The organism is Celeribacter baekdonensis, assembly GCF_900102315.1.
Taxonomy (GTDB): Bacteria; Pseudomonadota; Alphaproteobacteria; order Rhodobacterales; family Rhodobacteraceae; genus Celeribacter; species Celeribacter baekdonensis.
The window spans coordinates 37,587-62,482 of the sequence record NZ_FNBL01000002.1 but is presented as its reverse complement, the minus strand read 5'-3'; the positions used below and the strand labels follow the sequence as shown (position 1 = coordinate 62,482).

22 protein-coding genes and 1 riboswitch are annotated in these 24,896 nt (G+C 60.9%); of the genes, 4 read left to right on the top strand and 18 right to left on the bottom strand.

Features of this window, described 5'->3' with window-relative positions; all coding sequences use genetic code 11:
• Positions 1-21 precede the first annotated feature (21 nt).
• The 7 genes from BLT54_RS04395 to BLT54_RS04365 all read right to left on the bottom strand — a co-directional run bounded on the left by BLT54_RS04395 (position 22) and on the right by BLT54_RS04365 (position 5,710).
• Entirely contained in the window at positions 22-537 is a 516-nt protein-coding gene (locus BLT54_RS04395) for a DUF3299 domain-containing protein (protein WP_074641647.1), read from the bottom strand.
• Complete coding sequence (locus BLT54_RS04390; RefSeq protein ID WP_074641645.1) at positions 534-1,781, bottom strand: ABC transporter permease; 1,248 nt, start codon at positions 1,779-1,781, stop codon at positions 534-536. Before BLT54_RS04390 ends, BLT54_RS04395 begins: the two co-directional genes overlap by 4 nt.
• The gene (locus BLT54_RS04385) at positions 1,778-2,473 is read right to left on the bottom strand and encodes an ABC transporter ATP-binding protein (RefSeq protein ID WP_074641642.1); all 696 of its coding nucleotides are present in this window, start codon (positions 2,471-2,473) and stop codon (positions 1,778-1,780) included. Before BLT54_RS04385 ends, BLT54_RS04390 begins: the two co-directional genes overlap by 4 nt.
• 2 nt (positions 2,474-2,475) lie before the next feature.
• On the bottom strand, positions 2,476-3,105 hold the full coding sequence (zrgA, locus tag BLT54_RS04380) for a zinc uptake protein ZrgA (RefSeq protein WP_074641640.1): 630 nt from the start codon (positions 3,103-3,105) through the stop codon (positions 2,476-2,478).
• 136 nt (positions 3,106-3,241) lie between these two features.
• Complete coding sequence (locus BLT54_RS04375; protein WP_074641637.1) at positions 3,242-3,544, bottom strand: DUF6525 family protein; 303 nt, start codon at positions 3,542-3,544, stop codon at positions 3,242-3,244.
• Between the two features lie 40 nt (positions 3,545-3,584).
• Positions 3,585-4,796 carry a GTP-binding protein gene (locus tag BLT54_RS04370; protein WP_074641634.1) on the bottom strand — a complete coding sequence of 404 codons (1,212 nt, stop codon included), beginning with the start codon at positions 4,794-4,796 and terminating at the stop codon, positions 3,585-3,587.
• Positions 4,793-5,710, bottom strand: a complete 918-nt coding sequence (locus tag BLT54_RS04365; protein WP_074641631.1) for an NAD(P)/FAD-dependent oxidoreductase — start codon at positions 5,708-5,710, stop codon at positions 4,793-4,795. The genes BLT54_RS04370 and BLT54_RS04365 overlap by 4 nt, the downstream gene beginning before the upstream one ends.
• A gap of 560 nt (positions 5,711-6,270) precedes the next feature.
• On the opposite strand from BLT54_RS04365, the gene BLT54_RS04360 reads away from it, so the two are divergent.
• A complete protein-coding gene (locus tag BLT54_RS04360; protein ID WP_074641628.1) occupies positions 6,271-7,068 on the top strand; it encodes a hypothetical protein in 798 nt (265 codons plus the stop codon).
• A 288-nt stretch (positions 7,069-7,356) separates the two neighbouring features.
• Here the strand turns inward: BLT54_RS04360 and BLT54_RS04355 are convergent, their stop codons facing one another.
• From BLT54_RS04355 to BLT54_RS04315, 9 genes are all read right to left on the bottom strand, one after another.
• Positions 7,357-8,046 (bottom strand): adenosylcobinamide amidohydrolase, encoded by a 690-nt coding sequence (locus BLT54_RS04355; RefSeq protein WP_074641626.1) that lies wholly within the window; start codon positions 8,044-8,046, stop codon positions 7,357-7,359.
• Positions 8,043-8,801 carry an ABC transporter ATP-binding protein gene (locus tag BLT54_RS04350; RefSeq protein WP_074641623.1) on the bottom strand — a complete coding sequence of 253 codons (759 nt, stop codon included), beginning with the start codon at positions 8,799-8,801 and terminating at the stop codon, positions 8,043-8,045. The genes BLT54_RS04355 and BLT54_RS04350 overlap by 4 nt, the downstream gene beginning before the upstream one ends.
• Entirely contained in the window at positions 8,798-9,775 is a 978-nt protein-coding gene (locus BLT54_RS04345; protein WP_074641619.1) for a FecCD family ABC transporter permease, read from the bottom strand. The genes BLT54_RS04350 and BLT54_RS04345 overlap by 4 nt, the downstream gene beginning before the upstream one ends.
• Positions 9,775-10,638, bottom strand: coding sequence for an ABC transporter substrate-binding protein (locus BLT54_RS04340; RefSeq protein ID WP_074642399.1), 864 nt, complete (start codon positions 10,636-10,638; stop codon positions 9,775-9,777). The genes BLT54_RS04345 and BLT54_RS04340 overlap by 1 nt, the downstream gene beginning before the upstream one ends.
• The gene (locus tag BLT54_RS04335) at positions 10,625-12,481 is read right to left on the bottom strand and encodes a TonB-dependent receptor plug domain-containing protein (protein ID WP_074641617.1); all 1,857 of its coding nucleotides are present in this window, start codon (positions 12,479-12,481) and stop codon (positions 10,625-10,627) included. The genes BLT54_RS04340 and BLT54_RS04335 overlap by 14 nt, the downstream gene beginning before the upstream one ends.
• Positions 12,482-12,612: 131 nt before the next feature.
• Positions 12,613-12,826, bottom strand: a riboswitch (cobalamin riboswitch).
• Between the two features lie 116 nt (positions 12,827-12,942).
• Positions 12,943-13,908, bottom strand: coding sequence for an ABC transporter ATP-binding protein (locus tag BLT54_RS04330; RefSeq protein ID WP_074641615.1), 966 nt, complete (start codon positions 13,906-13,908; stop codon positions 12,943-12,945).
• Positions 13,905-15,788, bottom strand: coding sequence for a dipeptide/oligopeptide/nickel ABC transporter permease/ATP-binding protein (locus BLT54_RS04325; protein ID WP_074641613.1), 1,884 nt, complete (start codon positions 15,786-15,788; stop codon positions 13,905-13,907). Before BLT54_RS04325 ends, BLT54_RS04330 begins: the two co-directional genes overlap by 4 nt.
• Complete coding sequence (locus BLT54_RS04320) at positions 15,785-16,732, bottom strand: ABC transporter permease (protein ID WP_074641611.1); 948 nt, start codon at positions 16,730-16,732, stop codon at positions 15,785-15,787. The genes BLT54_RS04325 and BLT54_RS04320 overlap by 4 nt, the downstream gene beginning before the upstream one ends.
• A gap of 53 nt (positions 16,733-16,785) precedes the next feature.
• Positions 16,786-18,360, bottom strand: a complete 1,575-nt coding sequence (locus tag BLT54_RS04315; RefSeq protein ID WP_074641609.1) for an ABC transporter substrate-binding protein — start codon at positions 18,358-18,360, stop codon at positions 16,786-16,788.
• A gap of 96 nt (positions 18,361-18,456) precedes the next feature.
• Between BLT54_RS04315 and BLT54_RS04310 the strand changes: the two genes are divergently transcribed.
• Positions 18,457-19,146: a DUF1028 domain-containing protein gene (locus BLT54_RS04310; protein ID WP_074641607.1), complete on the top strand. Its 690-nt coding sequence runs from the start codon at positions 18,457-18,459 to the stop codon at positions 19,144-19,146.
• Between the two features lie 71 nt (positions 19,147-19,217).
• Here the strand turns inward: BLT54_RS04310 and BLT54_RS04305 are convergent, their stop codons facing one another.
• Together BLT54_RS04305 and BLT54_RS04300 are read right to left on the bottom strand one after the other, a co-directional pair.
• Entirely contained in the window at positions 19,218-20,030 is an 813-nt protein-coding gene (locus BLT54_RS04305) for a FadR/GntR family transcriptional regulator (protein ID WP_074642395.1), read from the bottom strand.
• A 129-nt stretch (positions 20,031-20,159) separates the two neighbouring features.
• Positions 20,160-20,876, bottom strand: coding sequence for a helix-turn-helix transcriptional regulator (locus tag BLT54_RS04300; RefSeq protein WP_074641604.1), 717 nt, complete (start codon positions 20,874-20,876; stop codon positions 20,160-20,162).
• A gap of 104 nt (positions 20,877-20,980) precedes the next feature.
• Between BLT54_RS04300 and BLT54_RS04295 the strand changes: the two genes are divergently transcribed.
• Positions 20,981-23,896: a vWA domain-containing protein gene (locus BLT54_RS04295; protein ID WP_074641602.1), complete on the top strand. Its 2,916-nt coding sequence runs from the start codon at positions 20,981-20,983 to the stop codon at positions 23,894-23,896.
• Positions 23,897-23,899: 3 nt separating this feature from the next.
• The gene (locus BLT54_RS04290; RefSeq protein ID WP_074641599.1) at positions 23,900-24,739 is read left to right on the top strand and encodes a hypothetical protein; all 840 of its coding nucleotides are present in this window, start codon (positions 23,900-23,902) and stop codon (positions 24,737-24,739) included.
• Positions 24,740-24,896: the final 157 nt, after the last annotated feature.

Here is a 24,896-nt window from a genome sequence, read left to right as displayed (position 1 = left end):
TCTGTCACGCGAGGCAGGCCGCTACCAGTCGTAGATCTCGATCTTGCTCGCCACGATCTCATAGCCAATCTCGGCGATCTCCGTCGATTGCAACCGCGCTTTCAGGCGGCCATAGACCCATATCGCATCCCACAGCTTGTTTGATGGCCAAGGCGTTTGTGTGGTCACATAGACCAACTGATTTGGCGGTGGCGGCGGCACATGAATGCAGGCCCCGGTATAGGGCACCAGGATAAATGCGCTCACGCCCTCGGCTTCGATCTGCATCGGAATGATGTAGCCGGGCAATTTGACCGACGCGCCATCCAGTGCCGTGTTCAACTTGGTCGCGTTCTCATCAAAGATCGGGTTCCACGTGTCGTTTTCCTCATCAAGAGCGCCTTCGCCGATGATCTCGGAATAGGGCACGCCGGGCGGGATCAGCTCCTCCCAGGTGAGTTCCTGAAACGGCATGGCGAGAGCCACGCGCGGCAGGGCAGTGGTTGCGAGGGCAAGACAGCCGAACTGTCTGCGTGAGAGGTGAATCTGTTGTTTCATATCCGCACCATCATGCCATCGGCGAGCGACAAGCGATAGGCCCTCAGCGCCGGAAAAAGGCTGGTGAGCGCCGCCGCGCCGATCACGAAACCAAGCGCCAAGACGTCGCGCAGCGAAGGCGGATCAATCGGCAACCAAATCCCAAAGGCGGCGTCCACCCAAGGCTGTCCAATCACGAGACCGAGGTACAAAAAACCGAGGCCAAGCAAAGCCCCCGCCGCCGCCATCAGCATCGCCTCAAGCACCAGCAGGCCCAAAATGGTGCTGGGCCGCGCGCCCATTGCGCGCCAGATCGCCATCTCCCGCCTGCGCTCATTGAGGCTTGAAAAAATCATCGCCATCATGCCGATCAGCGCCGTCACCACCACCATCGCGGACACGCCGATCAACGCGGTTTCGGCCACTCCGACGATCTGCCAAAGCTCCTGAAGCGCCACTCCCGGCAGAATGGCCAACACGGGCTCCTCGGGATAGTCGTTGATCCAGCGTTGCAGGCCAAAAACCTGCAACCGCGAATTCACCCCGACCAGTGCCGCCGTGATCGCGGTGGGCGTCAGGTCCATGTCGCGAATGACCTCGCGCGGCGTGATCTGGCCGGACTTTGCACCAGTTTGCCAATCGACATGAATGGCCTCAATCGCCTCAAGGCTGACGATCACCGTCCGGTCCACGGGCGTCCCGGTCTTGGCGATGATGCCCGCAACCCGAAACGGCTGATCGTCATGGGCGGTGAAGGAGGCAAGCCCATGCGACACCACGATCGGATCACCCACGGCGTAGCCCAAACTGGCGGCCACATCGGCACCGATGACCGCATCATAGAGGTCCTCAAGCCCGTGCCCCACGGGGATCTCCAACGCCCGCCCGCCGCGATATTTGTAATGTTCAAAAAACCCCGATGTCGTCCCCATGACGCGAAACTGGCGATGGCTGTCACCCAGTGAGATCGGCACGATCCAATCCACCTCGGGGCGGGATTTGATGTCTTGATAGCTTTCCCATGTCACGTTGTTGGTGGCGTTGCCTATTCGAAAAACAGAATAGAGCAAAAGCTGCACCGACCCGGAACGCGCCCCGACAATCAGGTCCGTGCCCGAAATCGTGTCAGCAAAACTGGCGCGCGCGCCGGTGCGGATTTTTTCCACACCCAGGAAAAGCGCGACCGAAAGCGCGATGGCCAAAATCGTCATGCCAACGGTGAGGGCGCGCGCACATAATGACCCGATGGCCAGACGCAAGATCATGCTGCGCTCCTTTCGGTACTCACGATGTCCGCAAGACGGATCACGCGGTCGAACCTTGGGGCGAGCCTTTCGTCATGGCTGACCATCAACAGCGCCGACTGCGCCTCATCTGTGCGATCAAACAACAGGCGCAGAAAATGATCCTGAGTTGCGGCATCGAGCGCCGAGGTGGGTTCGTCCGCGACGATCAAAGGCGGCGCACCGATCAGGGCGCGCGCCACCGCGACGCGTTGTTGCTGACCCACACTCAGCCGCCCCGACGGCATGCTCAAAACCTCCTCCGGCAGGCCAAGTCCGGCGCAAAGCCGCGCGGCCTCATGGATTGCCCCCCCGGCGCGGGCCCGCCGATGCGGTGCAAAGCGCAGCGGCAAAAGGATATTGTCGATGACCTTCGCATAGGGCAGCAAATTGAACTGTTGAAAGATCACGCCGATCTGTTCGGCCCGGAACCGGTCGCGCCCGCCCGCGCTCATCGCCCCAAGATCGGTGCCGCCGACCAAGACCCGGCCCCGCGTGGCGGGGACGACGCCGCAGACCAGAGACAAAAGCGTGGATTTCCCCGATCCGCTGGTCCCAAGCAGCAGCACCCGTTCACCGGGCGCGATCTGAAAGGACGGACAGGACAGGGAAAACCCGCCCCGGCCCGGCCAGGCAAAGGCAACATCATCAAGAGCAAGGGCGGGTGGGATCATGGTCACTCTAACGTCAGTTCAGCAACCGAGCGGTTGATCTCAACCGCGCCTGCGCCGGTTGCGGTGACATAATGCGCCTCGATCTTCTGCGCGTTTTCAAAGCGCTCAAAGAAGGGGAAGCCAATGGTGCCGAGGTCTTCGGGCTGAACACAGGCAAAGATGTAGCGCGCGTGAAATTCGCTATGTGCGGCCGCCTCTGCATGATCGTGATCCTCGCCCTCGTCATGCATATGTTCATCCATATGTTCATCGGTCGCCTCGTCGTGATCTTTGTCGTGACCTTCGTCGTGATCGTCATCGTCGTCGTGATCGCGCCCACCCGCGTGAAGATGGGCCAGCACTTCGGTCAACCGGCACCCCGCAGCCTTTGGCAGCGCAATAACGTTTTCAGGCAGCAACATCGTGCGGATCGCCGCCTCCACTTTGTCCTTATCCGCATCTGTGCTGGCGGCGTATTCGAAACCGACAATATCCATGCCGGGCGACATAAGGTTTATCTCGATGATCTCGCCCTCGATGGCAAGCTCAAGCGTGCTGAGGCCATGGACATGGGCGTCCATCTCGCGGGTCTCTTGCGCCAAAAGCGGCGCGGCGGTGAGGGAGGCCAGAAGGGCAAAGCGGATCGGTTTCATAAGAAATCCTTTCGGTGTCATATAAGTCAAAGTTTGAGGGTCACTGCAACACAGACGCGATGCGGCGTTTGGGCAGAGTTGGGTTTGCGCACCAAAACGCGCAACACTGACGGGCGCTGTCTGACGCTGAAGCGTGTCATGTGGTGCTGTCCTGATCTGTGACGCGGGCGGTGGCCTTGGGGGGCGCAAAGGGAAAGGCGCTGTCGCGGGCGAGGGTCTTTTGTTCGGCGTGATCAAGGCGCGCCAATATCTGTGCAAACCCTTCGCCGCGCGCCTGCGCCCGCCGCAGGATTTTGCGACAGGATGCGGGCGACCAAGGCAATGCGGCCTCTGACAACCACGCACGCACGGGGGCGGGTAAAGTGTCATAGGCGCGCATCGGGTCTTCGCTGCGCCGTTTGGGTTTGAGGCCCGTGCGGCCCCGGTTCGTCGCCCTCATCGCGCCGCCTCCGGGGCCTCTGGCCAATGGCGAAGACAGCTCATGCCACCGCCTCGCGTCGCCAAACGGGAAAGGGATCGGGCAAATCGGGCAGTGCATCGGGACCGGAGGCCAGATGTTCAGGCACAAGGCAGGCGTCCAGACGCGCCTTGAGCGCGGGCCAGTCGATCCCCGAGCCGATAAAGACGATCTCCTGCCTGCGGTCGCCCCAGGGCTCGGCCCAATGCGCGGCCATATAGTCGCGCGCACCCTCATGATTCGGCCAGCGGTCCTTTGGCACTGCGGCCCACCATGTGCCCAGCGGCTTGACCGAAGACAGAGCCCCCGCAAGCGAAAATTCCGCCACCCAATCGGGCTGTGTCGCGATCCAGAAATGCCCCTTGGCGCGGATGACACCACTCATTTCACCATTCAACACGGCCATGATTTTCTCCGGTTCAAACGGACGGCGGGCGCGGTAGACATGGCTGGTGACGCCGTATTCTTCGGTCTCGGGCACATGATCGGCAAAGCCGTAAAGCTCCTTGGCCCACATCGGATGCTCATGCGCTTTGTCAAAATCGAACAGCCCGGTGTCGAGGATCGCCTCCGTGGGCACCACGCTGTGACTGGTCTCGATGATCCGCGCATCGGCGTTCAGGCTACGGATGATCTTGCGCGCCGCGATCACCTGATGCGGTTCGGCGTCACCGACCTTGTTGAGGATCACCACATCGGCAAATTCGATCTGTTCGACCAAAAGATTGACCAGTGTGCGCTCGTCTTCGTCGCCCAACGTCTCGCCCCGGTCGCGCAGGAAATCATGGCTGGAATAATCCCGCAACAGGTTCACCGCATCGACCACGGTCACCATCGTGTCGAGGCGCGACACATCCGACAGGCTCTGGCCCGCCTCATCGCGAAAATCAAACGTCGCGGCCACGGGCAGAGGTTCGGAAATCCCGGTCGACTCGATCAATAGATAATCAAACCGACCATCCTCGGCCAACCGCCGCACCTCTTGCAAAAGATCGTCACGCAGGGTGCAGCAGATACAGCCGTTCGACATCTCGACCAATGTTTCATCCGTATGGCTGAGGTTCGCCCCACCCTCGCGCACCAGATCGGCGTCGATGTTGATCTCTGACATGTCGTTGACGATCACCGCCACACGCCGCCCCTCGCGGTTGTTCAGCACGCGGTTCAAAAGCGTGGTCTTCCCTGCGCCCAGAAAGCCGGACAAAACAGTGACAGGAAGGCGGGTATCGGTCATGGGGTGACCTCCAGGGGTGTGACAAGACCGGGAAACAGCAGCGAGGCATGGCAGCCCGTGCCCGCCTGCGCGCCATCCGCAAGGGCGAAGTTGATATTGGGCATCGGACGGGCAAGATCGCCTGCGGCAAACACGCCCGGCACGCTGGTCTGGGCCATTGCGCCAACCTTGACGAACGGCCCCATCGGCCCGTCGGCCAAGGCGCAGCCGAGCTGTTCTGCCGGGCTGGCCGCCAAGCTTGTCCGGGGGCCGACAAACAGCGCCGCAAAGCGCGCGGCCCTGCCACCGCTCAGGCTGAGGTCGATGCCCGTGTCATCGGCGGTTGCGGCCTCCAGCGTTCTGGTCTCGATCTGAACCCCTGCCGTGGCCAGTGCGTCGAGGTCAAGCCCCGCCATGCCACCGGTGATCAGGGTGACCTGCGCACTCCAATCGGCCCGCAACATCAAGGCCTGATGTGCGCTCATCGGATGTGTGGCGAGAACGGCCAGCGCTGCGCCCTTGACCTCGTAGCCGTGGCAATAGGGACAGTGCAGCACGGTCTGCCCCCATGCCTGTGCGAGACCGGGGATGTCCGGTAAAATATCGCGCACGCCATGGGCCAGAATGATGCGTTTTGCGGCACTTTTTTCGCCATCCGCAAGCGTCACCGAAAACGCGCCATCTCCGCCATGGATTGCCGTCACCGTGCCGCTGCGCTGCGTGACGCTCGGATAGGCCCTCAGGTCGGCTCGGAACCGTTCAAGGATTGCACTGGGCGAGAGACCGTCCCACCCCGCCACACCATGCGCGGCGGATGAGCTTTGGTTGCGCGGTGCCCCGGCGTCGATCACTGTGACGGATCGGCTGGCGCGCCCAAGTTGAAGCGCTGCGGTCAATCCCGCGAAGCTGCCGCCAATGATAACTGCATCTTGCATTTGATACCTTTCGTCATGCGCGCCGCTGCTTTGACAGGGCGCGGTGCTTTTGGGGTGGTGGGAGGTGCAAATATGTAATCACATCACATTAGATTGCCCTGAAAAGACAGATCAGCGCGGCATGTGGGCGAGACTGTGGGCAAGACGGTGGGCGAGACTGTGGGTCCGGGCATCGTTGATTCCATGTTACTTTATAACGCACACTCTGATTATACAAAATGTAATAACATTACAATAGACGCTCAAACGAACATGGCTTTTTACCCCATCGAGCCCATTGTACCGTATGCTGCGCCAGACACGGATGTCTGCTATGCGCAGATAGTGACATTTGCAAAGTCTTAGGGATCTGCCAGACTTGCAGCGGTCCAATGCTGCACGAGCAATGGAAGGAGCAGACCTTCGCCGCACATGCAGGCACCAAGCATCATCGAATGGAAGGGATGTGGACCATGGTCGAAGCTCCATGCACCGTGGCCCTCAAGATATCCGAACGGAATAGGGAGACGTGAGACGAAATATGACTTATTTCTTCTTCAAGGACATTGATCGGAGGCGGGATGGGTATACCAGCGAGGATTCGGCAGTTAGCCTTACGGCATGTCATTCAGGCGGCATTAGCGAAACCATTTAAAGGGATGATACCGCTCGCGGGTGACGAGGCTCTGAAGAACGACACCTATCTGGTCTACATGCTCGACAGCGCGGGCGAGGCAAGGCTCCTCGTCGTCGACCTCGTGGATGATCAGGTGAGAGGGAAGTGGTCGCTCGACGGTCAGAATTTCACTGAGGAACGATCCCTCGACATTAGCGAACTGGCAGAGTTCCAGCCATGGGTCCAGCACTACTATCGAGGCTGGACCTTTTACACAATCGGCCTTCCGAAGTTCTTTCTTTACCGATGGAGCTGCCGGCCCTGGATACGGGTGACATTCGACCGATATCTGCAATCGCGCTTCAACAAGCGCAAGCTGACTCGTCATGATCGAATGAAGGTGCTGCGCTACATTCTTTCAGAGACGGTCAAGAATCGAGCCTTCCAGACACATCCGACCAGCTTGCTGACCCACTTCTATACGGTTCGCTGGGTTCATCGGTCTGATAAAGAAGAACTGATGACCTACTACACGCTCCTTCTGGATTCGATGAAGGAGGCGCAAGATCTCGAAACGACGCAGCACCATGGTTACAAGCTCAGACCGCAGGCGCTGAACACGGTCACCAGCTTCGAGCTCGAAGAACAGCGTCATGCTGACAATAGAAATACGCAAAACCGTATCTTCTGGCTGACGGCAGTTCTGATGGTTGTCGGGATTGTGCAAGCCGGGGCGGTAGCTTACGATACGTGGTGGAAGTAGTCGAATACATTCACCACAACCAATACCAATGGCAGCTTTCGGGAAACTATCGGGTGCCTTCGCGCCTGCAGCACGGTCATCGCTGCACCGTGCATGAAGGTCGGGATTGGGCTGGCTGCCGTCATTGGCCTATGCGAAGCGAAAGCCCGCTCAGTCCCGCATTGCCGACACACCTACATGGCGCAGCGAAAGACTGCTTTCGATGCCGGTTCCGAGGGCAGAGACAAAGCCACTGACGCAAAAGGCAGAACTTTGTGATGTTTCTCAGATGTGTGCCCGCGACAAGCCCTATGAGACATGCTGGCGATCCACCAGCCAGTCCTGAGCGCCTTGAAGCGTGGCGCGATAGACGGCGGCCCCGATCGCTTCGCCCACCGCCGTGTGCAGGCCAGCATAATCGTCGGTCCCGACAGGTGCGGCGACCGCGATACAATCGGTGCCCGTGCCAGTGGCCAAACCGGTGGCCAAGCCAGTGGCCAAACCGGTGGCCGTGCCGCCAGCGCTCTCAAGCGGCAAGGCGGCGTCAAGAATGGCGGCGGTGCGGGCCTCGGCAATGATCGTGAGCGCCTCGATCAACCCGGCCTGCGACAAACCATGGCTCAGCCGCACCGCGATGTTGATCGTGCCCCAGGCATCGTGAGGCCGCACCACGCGCATCCCCACACGTTCGGCATTGGACAGGCCAACCGTGACCACACAGGTGGCGCACATGCCGTCCACCTCGACCTCGGATTTTTGAAAACGGCGCACATCGCGCGAGGTCAAAAAAGCCACGGCGTCTTGCGCGCCAAGCCCGGCCAACTCACCGCAAAGCCATGCGCGCGCATCCAGCGTTTCGCTCAGATCGGCGTTGCGCACCTCGCGCCACAGGATGCGCCGCGCGGTGACAAACCCCGGACGGTTCAGCGCCCAACTGAGCACCTGCATGTCCTGCCCAAGATCGAAAGACAGCCAAGGCCGGTTCAGGGCGACAGTCATTCCAGCACCTCCAGCGGCTGAAAAACGGCACCTTGAGGCGTGGTTTCAAACCAAGCCGAGATGCCGAATGTGTCGCGCAAAAGCGCAGGCGTCAGCACCGAGGTCGGCGCGCCATCGGCGACGATGCGGCCCTGATCCAACACAATCAGCCGCGTGCAATGACGCACCCCAAGACCCAGATCATGCAGGGACACGATCACCGCCTGACCTTCGGCGGCAAGCGATGCAAACGTGCGCATGGTCGAGATTTGATGCGCCGGGTCCAGCCCGGCAATCGGCTCGTCCGCCATCAAAAGCGGCGCGTCTTGCGCCAGAGCGCGCGCCATCAGCACACGGGCCTGTTCGCCGCCCGACAATGCGGTGGCGATACGGTGGCGGAACTCTTGCAACCCCATCCGCTTAAGCGCCCGATCCACCGCCGCGCGGTCCTCGGCACTGGCGCGTTGCCCCGGTGCCAGATGCGGCGTGCGGCCCAGCGCCACCAGCGTTTCAACCGACACCGGCCAAGCAATCTCGCGCGTTTGCGGCATCCACGCGGCGGCGCGCCCCCGCGCCCGCGGCGACAGTTGCGCCAAAGACGAGCGGCCCTGATGCGGCACAAGGCCCAAAATGGCGCGCATAAGCGTGGTCTTGCCCGCGCCATTCGGCCCGATCAACCCAACGACCTCGCCCTTGTCCACAGTCAGGGAGACGTCTTGCAACACCGACCTGCCGCCAAGCGAAACGGCAAGTCCTTTGACGGAAAGCAACGTCATAGCCCCCTCCGCGTGCGATAGATCAAATGCAGAAACAGCGGCGCGCCGACCAGTGCCGTCACCACGCCAAGTTTCAGATCGCGCATGGGCAAAATCACCCGCACAGCGATATCCGCCGCCAGGAGCATCACCGCGCCACCAAGGGCTGAGGCCCAAAGAAGCCGCCCCGGACGAGCGCCGACCCAGCCACGTAGCATGTGCGGCACCACAAGGCCGATAAACCCAATCGCGCCCGCCACGGCGGTGGAGGCCCCGACCACACAGGCCGTGCCAAGCACCAACAACAGGCGCAATTGGGCAAGGTTGATCCCCATCGCCTGCGCCGCATCTTCGCCCAATGTGAGCGCATCAAGCCCCCGGCGCATCAGCGCCAACATCCCCAGCCCCACGACGATCAGCGGCAGTACCAGCCAGACATGGGTCATCGAACGATCGGCCAGCGACCCCATCATCCAGAACACGATGTCATTGGCCGCGAAAGGATTGGGCGACAGGTTCAAAACCAAGGAGGTCAAAGCCCCGGCGAGGGCCGAAATCGCAATGCCCGCAAGGATCAGCGTCAGCGATCCGCCGCGTGGCCCCGCCAGCATCAGCACCAGGACCACGCCGACCAACGCGCCCACCAATGCCGAAACCGGCAGCGCCAAGGTGGTGGTGGCCGCGATGCCGGTTTGGATCGCGATCACCGCCCCCAAAGCCGCCGATCCTGACACGCCGATCAGCCCCGGATCGGCCAGAGGGTTGCGCAGATAGCCCTGCATCGCCGCCCCCGACATTCCAAGCGCCGCCCCGATCATCAGCGCCAAAAGCGCGCGCGGCAGGCGGATTTCGCGCATCACCAGCGTCATGGGGCCGTCACCGCCAAAGATCAGCGCGCGCAGACTGTCCAGCGGCGCAATGCCTGCCGGGCCGATCATCAAGGCCACGCCAAACAGCGTCCCCATCAGGATCAAAAGGATCACATAGAGGCGCATCAATCCTCTCCGTTTGTCAGCGTATGGCGCAGGCTTACCATCTGCGCGACCGCACGCAAAACATAAGGTGTGCCACAGACCCAATCGCTATCGGACACGCTGCCTTCTGCGCGACGGTCTTGGGTGGCGCGCAGGGCCGGATGGCTCAGGATATCCTCGGCGCGCGAGCCGCCCGGATAGGATCGGCTGGTGATCACCGCTTCGGGGGCTTTCATCACCAACACCTCAAGCGGCATGTTGGCGCCCCAGGCATAAGCGGCCTCATTGGCCAGATTGGTGAACCCTGCCGTGGCCAAAATTTGCCCCGACAGGCTTTGCGCCCCTGAGGTGTAGCCATTGGCCTCATAGAGCACGGCAGTGGGGCTGCGCCCGCTTTCCTGCTGAAAGGCTTTCAAATCCGCCTCATAGGTCGCGATGATCTGTGCGGCCTTGTCCTGTTGGCCCAAAACATCGCCCATCCGCGTGATCTGTGCGGGCACGTCGTCGAGTGCGGTGACAGGCGCGAAAATCTCGACCTGGACCCCCAGACGTTGCAACAAGGCGACGGTGGCGCGGGAGGTATACGCCCCCGCGACCACCAGATCGGGCTGCATCAGGTAAATCTCTTCGGCCTGCCCACGATTGGCGGGATAGGATGCGGCCTCCTCCGCCATCGCGGAAGAGCGCGGATCGGAGGCCAAGAACGACACCGACCTCAATTGCCCCGGAGCCGCCAGCATCATCGCAAGCTGATCGGTGCACAGGTTCATTGAGACAACGCGCGCGGGCATCTCTGCACGCGCCATGACGGGGGCAAGGACGGGGGCACTGCACACCAGCACCCCCGACAGAACGAGACCAAGGGCGGACCTAGAACTGTGCATTGAGCCCGACATAAACGGCGCGACCCCGCGTGGCATAGCCCCAGACCTCGGTGGCATCCGCATCAAAGAGATTTTCGACCCGCCCGGTGAGTTGCACACGATCTGTCAGATCATAGTGCGCCGCCAGATTGACGGTGGTGGAGCTGGGCAGTTTGACCGTTTGATAGCTCCCCCAGAACTGCGTGTCGTAATTGCCCGCAACATGGCGCAGATCGGCCGAAACCGAACCACGCCCACCAAAGGCGTCCAGCGTGCCGCCAAGTGTCAACTCATGGCGCGGACGGCGAATCTCGACGGTTTTGTCGGGGTTTTTGGCCTCAAGATAGGTGTAGCCAAGACGCAGAGACAGCGCATCGGTGGCGTCAAGCACGCCTGCGATCTCAACGCCGCGTCGATCGCTGTTCCCGGTCTGGTTGATAAAGGTGCGCCCCGAATCGGTGCTGACAGAGGTAATTTCATCCGTCAGGCGCTCTTTAAACAGGGTCACATCCACTGTCCCCCGGTCGCCAAAAATCGGCAGCTCGACACCGAGATCATAGCTGAGATTGCGCTCCGGTTGCAGGTCCGGGTTCCCGGTGTAGCCAAAGGCATCGGCATAGAGTTCGAAATAGGTGGGGTTCACCACGCCCTCGCCCGCAGAGCCATGCAGCCGCACACCGTTGTCCATGAGATAGGACAGGCCGAGATTCCATGTTGTCGCATCCTTGAACACGTCGTTGTCGTCAAACCGCGCCCCGGCCTGAACATCAAGCCCCGAGGCAAAGCTACCGCGATATTCGAGTGCCACGGATGTCGCCGCGCGGCCATAGGTCGGGTTGGAACTGCTGTCATCCTCACGATGTTCCAACAATAGGTTCAGAAGCTGATCCGCCTGATCCACCGCGCCGTCGAGGCCATAGCTGAGCCGGTATTTTACCGCATCTGTGGTGGTTTTGGTGGTGGCTCCGCCATTGTTTTTCAACCTGTTTTGCGTCGTTTCAACAGCCAGACGGTGGGTCAATCGCCCCTCCCTCATGCTATATTCACCAAAGACGCCAGCCGTCAGCTCATCACGATTGGCATACTGCGTTGGATCATCCATCATATAGCTGTCCGCATCGCTCGCCAGCCAGTTTGCACTGTCATACTCGTAACGTTCTTCAGAACGGCGTAGAGTGAACCCCAGTTTCAATTCATCCGTCGCCTGATAATCGCCCGACAGGATCGCGGTGGAGCGCGTCAGCCCGTCCTTTTCCCCACCATCGCCCGATTGGTCAAAGCCCGGATCATCCATGTGCGACAGTGCCAAAGACACACCGCCCTGCGCATCCCGCCGTGCCACAAAGGTGCTCGCGGTGGTGCCGGAGCCAACCTCAAGACTGCCATTCAGTGTCGTGCCCTCCGTGCCTTTGCGGGTGATGATGTTGATCACCCCGGCGGAGGCGTTTGAGCCGTAATAGACCGATTGCGGCCCGCGCAGCACCTCTATGCGCTCGATATTGGCGGTTTCCAGACCGCTGAACGTATATTCCCCATTCCCCCCGGCGGCGGCGATGCCGTCGATCAGGACCAGCGTGTGGTTGGCCTCGCCGCCGCGGATGCGGACTTGGGTGTCACTTGTGCCAGTGCCGTTGACCGATACGCCGGGCAAAGCACGCAGGGCATCCTGCACCGTGGTGATGCCGCGCTCTTTGATGTCTTCTGCGGTCACGACACTGACGGCGCGGCCAAATTTTTCGGCAGCGATCGGGGACAACCCGCCGGTGACGATGATCTCATCCAAAACGAATGTCTCCTGCGCGACACCCGGCGCGGAAATCACACAAAGGCCGGCGGATGCGACCAGAAAAGTAAAGCGATTCATGTATAACCCTCGAAAACGACCCTTTGAGGTCGCGGATTTGAACAAATGCCAGTCGAGGGAAAGTGACCCCCCGCAGACGGTGAAATCACCACATGCGGAACGTCCGCAGCCCGGCACGCCCCACGCGTCCGAACAGGGTGAGCACCTTGGCAGGTCTCCTGACTCACGGGTCATCGCTTGGCCGAACCTTCCCGTCGCCCAATGTGCGACAGTGGCATTTTCCGGCTTCGCTCTCCGCCTACAGTTGCGGGGGCAGTTGTGGACTTGGCACCCATTGGGTGAACCGAACCACATTCCCTTTTAACCGGACGGCGAACCGCCCGGACCAAAGCGGGTTCGTCCTAATGGGAATCATCGGCGCTGTGAAGTCTAAAAACAACGACCCCCCGTCCCGGCCAGAGATCTCTGCCCTGCCTGTGGACGCGTGCGCATCCTTCGCCAATCGGAAAATCGCCCTTGGTTCAGCGCGTTGTGGCCAGTGGGTTGAAACAGGCAAAGGCGCGCCCGGTCTCATCGGTGGTCAGCGCCGGTTTCTCGGCGCGACACCGATCCGTTGCAAAGCCACAGCGCTCGTTGAACGCACAGCCCAAAGGCGGCGACAACGGATCGGGCAATTCGGTGGCCGCAGTCTCGGGCGCCACAATCGGGCGACCGACCTCGGGGGCACTTGCGGCCAGAAGCGCGGTGTAGGGGTGGCGTGCATTGGCAAAAATCTCGCGCGCGGACCCCACTTCGACAATCGCTCCGAAATACAACACCGCGATGCGATCGCTGACCGCTTCGACCACCGCCAAATCATGGCTGATGAACAGATAGGTCAGGCCGAACGCCTCCTTGAGGTCCGCCAACAGGTTCAAAACCTGCGCCTGCACCGATACGTCAAGCGCCGAGACCGGTTCGTCCAGGATCAAGATCCGCGCTTGGGCCGCCAAGGCGCGGGCAATGCCGATCCGTTGCGCCTGACCGCCGGAAAACTCATGCGGATAGCGATCAAGAAACTCCTCGCGCAGGTTCACGGCGGCGAAAATCTCGCGGATGCGGGCGGCACGGGTGGCTTTGTCCATGTGATGCAACCGCCGCAGGGGCACCTCCATGATCTGCCGGATGGTCTTGCGCGGATTGAGGCTGCTGATCGGGTCTTGGAACACATATTGGATGCGCTTGCCAAAGCGTGCGGGATCGGCATTGTCCAAAACCGCCCCTTCGATTTCAATCTGGCCGGTGGTGGGCGGCAAAAGGCCCACAAGCATTTTTGCCAGTGTGGATTTGCCACAGCCAGACTCGCCCACGATCCCCAAGGTCTCCCCGGTTGTCACGGTCAAATCCAGCGGCTGCACCGCATGAACCATCGCTTTGGGCGGACCAAACAGACGTTTGCCAACCGCAAAGGACTTTGACAGATCGGTCAGTTTCAGGGCCTCACTCATACGATGCGTTCCTGTTTGGTTTCGGGGAAAAGACAGCGGGTCTTGCGGCCCGCCCCCGTTGGCATGAGCGCAATCGCATCCGCGCGGCAGGTGGGATCGGCCTTGTCACAGCGCTCGGCAAAAGCACAGCCCACGGGCAATCTGTCCACAACAGGCGGCAGCCCCGGAATCGCGGCCAGTTTGCGCTGCCCGCCGCCCAAGGTCGGCACACAATCGATCAGGCGGCTGGTGTAGGGGTGGTGCGGGTTGCGCAGAACCGCCTCGGTCGGACCTTCCTCAACGATCTGGCCTGCGTACATCACCGCCACACGGTCGCACAATTGGCCGACAACACCGAAATCATGGGTGATGAAAATGATCGCCAAGCCACGCTCGCGCCGCAGGTCGCTGAGCACCGACAGGATTTGCGCCTGCACGGTGACATCAAGCGCAGTGGTTGGTTCGTCCGCGATGATCACGTCGGGGTCATTGGCCAGCGCCATGGCAATCCCAACCCTTTGGCGCATTCCGCCAGACATTTCATAGGGATAGCTGTCGATCCGGCTCTCCGCATTGGGGATACGCACCGATTTGAGCAGATCAATCGCGCGGATGCGAGCCGCCTCTTTCGACAGGGGGTCATGGGTCTGGATCGCTTCGATCAACTGATCGCCAACCTTGTAAAGCGGATGCAATGTCGCCAAAGGGTCCTGAAAAATATAGGCCACACGACGCCCACGCAGAGCGCGCAACACCTCATAAGGCGCACCGATAAGGTCCGTGCCGTCGAAATGCACCGCACCGCCAGTGATCACACCCGGAGGCGAGGCGACAAGCCCCATCACGCTCAGGGCGGTCACCGATTTGCCGGACCCGCTTTCGCCGATGATGCCAAGGCATTCGCCCTGCTCAACATGTAGATCGACGCCACCCACAGCTTTATACACGCGATCACGCACCCGAAACTCCGTGCGCAACCCGACGATATCCAAAAGACTGTCGGTCCGGGCCGTGGGCACAGGGCCGTGACGATCCACAGTGGTGGCAGGCATCGGGCGGCTCAGCGCGCCGGATTTCAACCGCGGATCAAGCGCATCGCGCACGCCGTCGCCTAAAAGATTGATCCCCATCACAATGACCAAAATCATCGCGCCGGGCACAATCGAGGTGTGTGGATGGGTGATCAGCGCCGAACGGGCCTCGCCCAGCATCGACCCCAAATCCGCTTGCGGCGGCTGCGAGCCAAGACCAAGGAACGACAGCCCCGCCGTCTCCAAAATCATCCAGCCCACGGTCGTCGACATGGCGATGACGATGACCGGCAAGACATTGGGCAACACTTCGCTGAGGATGATGTCGCGGTTGCGCATCCCCGACAGCCGCGCCGCATCGACAAATTCCTTATGCGCGATGCCAACGGTGATACCGCGAATGTTACGGGCAAAAAACGGCACATTGACCGCAGCCACCGCGATCAGCGCATTCATCAGGCCCGGCCCAAGAGCGGCCACAATCGCCAGCGCCAGAAGAATATAAGGAAACCCCATCAACATATCGACACCGCGCATGATCACATTATCGGTGCGCCCGCCGTAATAGCCCGCGATGATGCCAATGGCCGAACCGATGGTCGCGGCAATCATCGCGGCGGCCAATCCCATGGCAAGACTCAGGCGGGTGCCCCAGAGCAACCGGCTGAGAAGATCGCGGCCCAAATGGTCGGTGCCCAAAACCGCCCCGGCGCTGAACGGCGGCTGAAACCGATTGGGCGTGTCGATCACATTCGGGTTGGCCAGTGGCAAAAGCGGCGTGATCAGGGCCAAAAGCGCGACACAGCCGATCACGATCAGCCCGACAAGCGCCAATCGGTTACGCGCCAGCAATGTCAAAAAGCCCCTCATGTTTTGATCCTCGGGTCGAGCATGGCCTGCGCCACATCCACCATGATGTTGAACATCACATAACAGGCCGCGATGAACACCACCCCGCCCTGCACCAGCAAAATATCCCGCTTCAGGATGGCATCGACCAACATCCGGCCCACGCCGGGCCATTGGAACACCATCTCGATATAGACCGCGCCAGACAACACAAACCCGGCCTGAATCCCCAAGACCGGAATGATCGACACCATCGCCGCGCGCAACGCATGGCGCCAGATCACGCGCCCTTCGCGCACGCCTTTGGCCCGCGCCGTGCGGATGAAATCCTGTCGCAAAACTTCCAGCATGGCAGAGCGCGCCAGCCGCGCAATCACCCCGGTCGCCACCACCGCCAACGCAAGGGCAGGCATGAACAGGTGATCGAGCAACACCCACAACGTGCGATCGCCATAAATGGGCCACATGCCAGAGACCGGAAACCACCGCAATTGCACCGCAAAGATCAGGATCATCATCATGCCGAGGAAAAACGACGGGATCGAAATCCCCACGAGCACGACAAAGGTGATCGCCTTGTCGGCCCATCCATATTGACGCGCGGCGGACACCACGCCCGCCGCCACGCCCAAGAGCGAACACAACACAAAAGACGTGCCCGCAAGGATCAGCGTGGCCCCGAAACGGTCAAGCACCTCGTCCAAAACCGGACGGTTGAGCGCAAAGCTGCGGCCGAAATCGCCTTGCACCATATGGCCGAGCCAAATGAAATAACGCGGCACCAAGCCCTGATCCAAACCAAGATCACGGTTCAGTTTTTCGACGTTTTCAGGCGTGGCATAAGAGCCAAGGATCGCCGTCGCCGGATCACCGGGGATCATCGCCATGATCAAAAACACGATCACGCTGATGCCCAAAAGCACCGGGATCGCCGAGACGAGCCGTTTGAGAATATATCCGGTCATGTGATCGTCCCCTCACTGTGGCGCGACCCCGCAAGAGATCGCGCCGCCTGCCCTCAATTTTTGGTCACATCATCCAAAAGCAGGAAGAACGAAGGCTGCAAAGCAAAGCCCTCAACGCGATCAGAGGTGACTGCGTTTTGTTTCCAGTTGGCCACGAACACCCAAGGCGCGTCGTCTTGCACGATCACCTGCATCTCTTGATAGAGCCGCGCGCGTTCGTCCTGATCGGTCTCGACACGGGCCGCATCAAGCAAGGCGTCCACTTCGGGGTTGGAATAATAGCCGGAGTTGAACCCGCCCTTGTCGGGCCAGGCTTCGGTGCGCAACGCGAGGAAGGGCAGCGTGTCCGGATCATTGGTCATCCATGCCATTTCCGCCATATCCGCCTTGCCTTCAAGGCCGGGGTTCACATTGCCCAGGAAGGTGTTCCACTCGTAGGTTTCGATTTTCACGTCGAGCCCCACGGCCTCCAGATCGGCCTGAATCGCGGTGCCCATGGCGACAGGGTCCAACATGCCAGAGCCGCCTTCGGTGACATAGAATGTCAGCTCCGCGCCTTCGGCCCCCGCCTCTTTGAGCAAGGCCTGCGCCCGCGCGGGATCATAGGGATAGGGATCGAGATCGGCATTATACGCCCAGGCAAACGCGGGCGGCGTTGGGCCCGCTGCGACCTCTGCCGTGCCTTCAAGCACGTCATTGACGATCGCCTCTTTGTTGATCGCATAGTTCGCCGCCTGACGCACGCGCTTGTCGGCAAAGGGGCCTTCTTTGGCATTGAGGATCAGGAACCAGACATGCGGCCCCGCCTGTTCATAGACGGTATAGGCGTCGCTTTGAAACTCGCTCAGTGCCACGGGCGGCACTTCGACCATAAGATCAATCCCGCCTGCGAGCATCTCGGCCGAACGGGTGTTGGCATCGGTGATCGGGCGGAACACCACGGTTTCAAGCTTGGGTGCGCCGTCCCAGTATTCGGGGTTGGCCTGCACGACGACGGCCTCGTTGCTGCGCCATTCGCCAAAGGAAAACGCCCCCGTGCCCGACGGATGACGACCAAAATCGACACCATATTCCATGACCGCAGCGGGCGAGACAATCAGGCCGGTTGGATAGGCGAGGTTGGACAAAAATGGCGCGTAGGGGGCGTTGAGCGTGAAGGCCACCGTCAGGGGATCAATCACATCAACGCTCTCGACCGCCGAAAAGAAGAACGCAAGCGGGAACGGGCCGGTGTTGTGATAGGGGTGATCCTCCTTCAACATCCGCTCAAAATTGAACTTCACGGCCTCTGCGTCGAAGGCGCTACCATCATGGAACATCACGCCCTCACGCAGGGTGAAGGTGTAGACCGTGCCATCCTCGGAAATCGTCCAGTCGGTGGCCAAGGCGGGTTCAACCTCAAGCGTGCCGTCTTTGTAGCGCACCAAGCCGTCATACATGTTCATCAGGATGCGGAAATCATTGACCGCCGTCACCGCCGCCGGATCAAGCGCCTGCGGCTCCGCGATTTGACCGACGATCAGCACATTCTCGGGCGTTTGCGCCTGTGCGCCGCCCAGCGACAGCATCAGCGCCGCGGCCGCAGTCGCCGCGAACAAGGCGCGACGTGAAGGGGCTCGGAAAGTCATGGGATATCCTCTCTGTTGCATTCTATTTATAATGATTAATTGCATTTGGACAAATTCTCATGATAAATTCAAGGCAAATGTGTTAGAGGTCGCACCATGACATTTTCCATTCTCACATATGACGAAAAAACAGGCGTTTACGCAGGGGCCGCCGCGACGGGCAGCCTGTGCGTTGGGGGCTGGGTGTTGCGGGGCGACATCGAATCGGGGCTTTGCGCCTCTCAAGGCACCGCGCCCAGTACGTTCTGGCGCGACGATGCCATGCGCCAATTATACGCCGGAGCGGCCGCCACCGATGTGGTCGCATCGCTGACCGCGGCGGACACAGGCCGCGATCATCGTCAACTCTCTGTGCTGGACCGCTCCGGCGACACGGCGGGATTCACCGGGGCTGAAAGCGTTGCCTTTGCCGATGTCATCGCCACCCCAAACCTGATTGTGGCCGGGAACATGATCCAATCACGCGCTGTCTTAGAGGCGATGGCCGAAAGTTTCCGAAACAGCACCGGCACCCCCGCCACCCGGCTTTTGTCCGCCCTGCGCACAGCCGAAGCCGCAGGCAGCGACGTACGCGGATTGCAATCCGCCGCCCTCTTGATCCTCAACCCGTTGGCCCCGCCAATCGACCTTAGGATTGATCAAAGCGACACGCCGCTGGACGATCTCGCAGCCCTTGCCAACAAGGTCAGCCAGCCGCCCTATGCGCATTGGTTGGGGGAAGTCCCGGTCAAAACCGACCGAACGCGTGCGCCGGTCGGCCCTGTCGCGCCCGCGCCGATCACGTAGAAAACAGGCCTGAAGCATTTCGCGAAACCCTGAGACACAGATTTTACGAAAGGTGATTTTTTCGAAAGATTTCAGGGTGTTGGAGTTTCGGCCATAAACTCGCGGGTGATCCGCATTTCCTGAGCGTTCATCATCGTTTCAGCACCCTTCATATGCGACAGCATGATCGCGCGCGCGCCCGGACCGTCGCCGCGCTCCAAGGCATCGACAAGTTCAATTTGGTGACGCCGCCCCCGTTCCCATAGCTCTTTGTTGGGCGCGGCATATAACCGTCGATAAACCGTCAAATCCGCCAAAATCCGCGCCATGAAAGCGATGACAAAGCCCAACAAGTCATTGTCCGAAGCCTCCGCAAGCCGCGCATGAAAGGCCAGCGAAGAGATGTGCTGTTGCTTTTCCTCTTCGGGCGAACGCGCGGGTTCAGGGTACTGATGCGCCATCTCGCGCAATTCCGCCAAAGTGCTGTCATCCAAATGGCCCGCAAGATTGGCCACCATTTCCGGCTCCAACAATTTGCGGATTTGGTAGATGTCAGACAGGGACAGATCCTTGAAGTAAAAGTAATTGCCGAGCAAAGACATGGCGCGATCCTTGCTCACCTCGCCCACCGAACTGCCGCCGCCGGGACCGGTCTTGGTGACGATCAACCCCTGCGCTTCAAGGATGCGCATCGCTTCGCGCACCGTGCCTTTTGACACTTTGAATTGCGCGATCATTTCGGCCTCGTTGGGTAACTTGTCGCCTTTGCGCAAATCGCGTTCGACCACCCAACGCTTGATCTGATCAGCGACCTGAACAGGACGCGACCGTTTAAGCGCGCGCGGTGCATCGGTGACTTTCGGATCGGTGACTTTCGGGCTGATCGGAGGGGCTGTATTTTTCATCATGATAATTTTCTAACCGAGGCGGCAGGGCTTGGGTAGAGCCTAATTCATCATAATAAATCTAAGCGCGCTCATGCGGGGGCCGCTGGCCCAACACCGACAGGGGCCTCGTTCAATTGCGCCTCTCACTCAGCCGCACCCGTGACGTCGCGCCTTTGCGTCCCAATAGGTCTTGAGCAGATATTTCGTCGTCGGCGCGTTCATTTTTTTGCGGGCATTAGACAGGTGCATGTCGACGGTGACGGGTTTGATCCCAAGCTCCATTGCAATCGCCTTGATCCGCAATCCCGCGCTGAGAAGATCAAGGCATTGGGTCTCGCGCGGACTCAGAACAACGGTCGGGCCATCTGTGGCAAGCCGACCACTCAGCCCAAACAGCACAGACTTGATCTGTGCGAGATGCGCCCTCTTGATCGCCTCGACCTCATGCATCGACTGGCTGGAGCCAAGGTTCCAGCCTTCGGGTCTGCGCGTCGTGGGATAGCGTGTCGCCACAGAAAACCCGGCGTTGAACCCCACATCGCCCGCCGCCGCGATCAGGTCTTTTTGCCGCCCGGTCAGATACGCGTATTGATCCATATGGGCTTTGCCGGTGTCAACAGGAACGGGCGAGGACAGGCAATACTGTAAGAAGGGATCGTCCTGCGCGTAGCCATTGCCCACATAAAAGCTCTGAAACCTGTCCGGCATCGTTGTGCGCACACTGGGCCCGTCTGCCACGCCGTTCTGGGCAATGTAGATGACGCGATCAAATCCCAGATGATCGAGATAGCGCCGAATGGCGCCCCAACAGGTCTCGGGACACGCACCTGTGGCAAGCAGATGGTAGATATCTTCGACATGCATCGCGAGACCTATGGAAAACCATACATTGAAATAAAGCGGGAGAGCGGGTCTGTTTCAAGGACATTTTGGTGTCACAAGTCACGAATCGTTCAAAGGACTTTAAAATGCGCACAGCGTTTAAGGGGCTGATGGCCTCTCTCCTCTTGTCGCTCCCGGTGATGGCATCGGCTCAGGAAACGGCTCAGGACAGGGCCTCGGTGCTGATCCTGGACGCCTCCGGTTCGATGTGGTCGCAATTGGACGATGGCACCTCCCGGATCGAAGTGGCACGCGATGTGTTGAGCGATTTTTTGGCGGCGCGTGATCCGGCACAGCCTTTGGGTGTCATCGCCTATGGTCACACCCGCAAAGGCGATTGTACGGACATCGAAGTGCTGGCCCCGGTCGGGCGACAAGACCCTGCGGGCTTGGGCGCCCGGCTGCGGACGCTGAACCCGCGCGGCAAGACCCCCTTGGCCGACGCCCTGCAACTTGCGGCGACGCAAATCCCGGCGACCAGCGAAGAGGCGGATATCGTTCTGGTCACGGACGGGTTGGAAACCTGTGGTGGCAATGTCTGCGCGGTCGCGTCCGGTTTGGCCGCGATGGGCATCCCTGTGCGCGCGCATGTGGTGGGGTTTGGCCTGACCGAGACCGAAATGGCCCAGATCGCCTGCGTCGCCGACACCACGGGCGGGCTTATGCTGTCGACCCAATCCGGCGCCGAACTGGCCGACGCGTTGATCCGCACCACGGCTCCCGTTGTCGTCGATGACCTGCCCGCGGATCATGCGACGCTCAATCTCACCATCCGCGCCGACAGTGCCGGACGCCCGGACCGCGTGCAATTCAGTGCCGAAAACCTGGCAACCGGGGCCATCAGCGCCGTTGGCACCTTGGATTTCACCCAAGCGGCGGCTCTGCCCGTGGACCTGATCGCCAGTGACTACCGGATCATCGCCGATGCGGGCGAGATGGGCCATGGCGAGGTCGTCGTGCCCGTGGCCGCCGGGGACAACCGCACCGTTTATGTGCCGTTTCAGGGCCTGTTGCCCACACTCGACATGCCCGCTCCGACAGGCGCGTTTCGGGCGGGGGTCAATGCGCTGTTGCCCTACCGTGTGCGTCAGGAAGGCTTGGCCACCGGCGGTGGTGATTTCATCCTCTCGCTGTTGCCTCTGGATGCCGCCACCACAACGGATCGGCGCTATGATTATGCGAGCCAAGACAGCACCCTTGGCGGCCATGTCGGGGCGTTTCGTGCGCCGCCGGAACCGGGCGATTATCTTTTGACCTTCAGTCGCAACGCCGACCTGCCGATAGACGCGGTGATGAAAACCTTTGTCGTGACCTTTGTGGAGCGCCCGGACGTCACATTGACCGCCCCGCCCGCCGTGGAACCGGGGGCCGACATTCCGGTGACCATCGCGGGCGGCATGGGCAGTGACGATTGGCTTGAAATTCGGCTGAACGACCAACGCCTGTCTTGGGACAACACGGTCACCCTGGCCGAGTTTTTCGACAATCGCTATGGCCCTGCCAAGCCGCTTTTGGCACCAACACAGCCGGGTGAATATGAGCTGGTCTATATTTTTGGCGGCCTAGATGACGCACATCAGGTTGCGGCCCGCCTGCCCTTGACGGTTGGCACTGTGGTGGATTTTGACGAGGAAGCCCGCGCGACAGATATAGGTGCTGCCTCAGACACAAGCACCACCGCACCGACGCCCCAAATGACCGAAGCCGCGCGCTGTGATGACGACACCGGCTGCGGCATGGGCGAGGATGCGCCACACCCCGGATCGGGTGTGGTGCAGGTGGAGATTGCCGCCGACGGGGCGCAGGGTCAGCCCATTGACTGGACGCTCATTCCTATCGGTCGCGCGGGCGAACCCCCCGTCGCCTCGGGGGCCGCCATTGCCGGACCGTGGACCACGGCGCTGGATGAAGGCATTTGGGGGGTCAACGGCTTGGCCGATGGGGCGACATATTTTGGCCAAATCACCGTCAGCGCCAGCGGGCCGGTCTCTTTCGCGATCCCGCGTGACATGCCCATCGAGGTCGAACCGCCCCTCTCAGATGACATCGGATTTACCTGTGACGATGCGGTTCAGTGCAGTTTCGAGGACCCCGAGGCACAGATCATCGGCGTCCTTCCCGCAGGCTGGGTCACCGATGTTCCGACCCGCGAAGCCTATGTGGCAGGCGGGGATCGGGGGCTTGTCCGTATGAGTTTTTTCAACCCTGATGCGCCCGAGAACGCCGTCATCCTGAACCCGCGTCAGTGGTTGGAGACGAACGGTCCCTGCCTTGAGGTCCAGCCCGGCCTACTCTGTCGGTTTGAGCCCGCCAGCGCAGAGACCTTGGCGGCGTTTGACATGCTCAAACTGCTGTTGCGCGATACCGCGCCACGCAACCTGCCCAGCCCGGCCGAAGCGATGGCGAATATCATCTCAGATCTGGCCAAAGAGGACCCCAATGCCGCGCGCGCAATGGAGGCCCTGATGGGCGCAGCGGCGGGGGCAGCGACAAGTGGCAACGGCGCGATGCCGGATATGGGGGACGTTTTGGGCACGCTGGCCACCGGAGGCACGGCGTCACCCACGGCATCACCCACGGCATCACCCTATGTGCCCGGTGAGGTCTTGCGGCGCTGTCCTCTGAAGGCCGCCTGCCCCTTTGAACAGCCCAATGTGCAGATCGCAGGCGTCCTGCCGCCGAGCTGGTCCGTCGAGGTGATGACCCGTCAGGCGGATGGCACCGTCGCCACCTGGTTCACCGACAAAGACCCCGCCGGCAATGCCAAGCGGATCGGGCTGAACCAGAGCGGGGGAGACGGCTGTGTTGCGACCCGTGTCGGAACGCTGTGCGCATTCACGCCCTACATCGCAACCGATGAGATCGGGTTGATCGCCTCCACCTTGGTGCAGGGCGGCGCGGCGGATGTCCGCAACGCCATTGCCGACAAAGTCGATGCGCCAAAACCGATCACCAACCCCGCCGCCCTTGACGCTTTGCTGTCGCAACTGGAAGGAAACTGACCCATGCGTGCCATTCTGACATGTCTTGCGGTGATGGCCGCCGCACCTGCCTTCGCGCAAAGCTGCAATCCGCCGATCCTGACATTTCGCGGCGACACGCTGACCTATGAAACGCCTGCCACGGACGTCTATGCCAGCGGCGGCATGGCGGCCATCGTCGATGAGTATGTCGAAGGCCATGCAGTTTTGATCGACGCAAACGCCCGCACCACGCGAAACATCAATCTGGCCGAGGTGACGCTCGCCGAAGTACAGGTCTTGGTTGGGGCCGAGCGGGTCGCCTTTGTCGGCCCGGCCCGCTGTCGCCCAAATATGCCCGGCCTGCCCGAAGACCTGTTCCCCGAAGGTGAACCCGCCACGCCCAACACGCCCGTGGTTCTGTTCCCGGATGACCCAGAGGGGGGCGGCCCGCGCGATGGTCTTTGGCAGGCCAACATCGGTCCGACCCGCATGGAAGGCTGTCCGCCGATGGTGGCGCAAGCGTTCCCAAACTCGCCCGGCGCGCTGCCGGGGATGACGGGGGACACCCGCCGAATGACGTTTTCCTCCCCTTTTGATCCCAACACATTAGAGATGTCGCACACGATGAAGGCTCGCTGGACCCAAACCGGGAAAAACCGCTGGCAGACCGACGTGTCGCCCGAAGTTTTTGACCAAATCCCACAGGGCGCGGGAGGCGGATCGCGTTTGTCATTGGTGCTGGACGTGGTCCGTCCTGATCTGATCCGTTTTGACCATACGATTGAAATCATCTTGCCCGATGTGGCTGTTGCGACGTTGGGCGTGAGCCCCGAGGGCTGTCGCGTCATTGGCAGCGATACCTGGCAACGGATTGGCGACTGACAGGGGGCTCCATGGACCTTCTGGGCGCGTTGCAACCTGTCTGTGCGCGCCCGGCTTTGCACACACCCCCCGCCCTCCAGCACCCGCACAACAACACTTCTGCGTTGATGACGGCGTCTGGACATAGCCGTGCAAATCGCACCATAGTCCGGCGCAA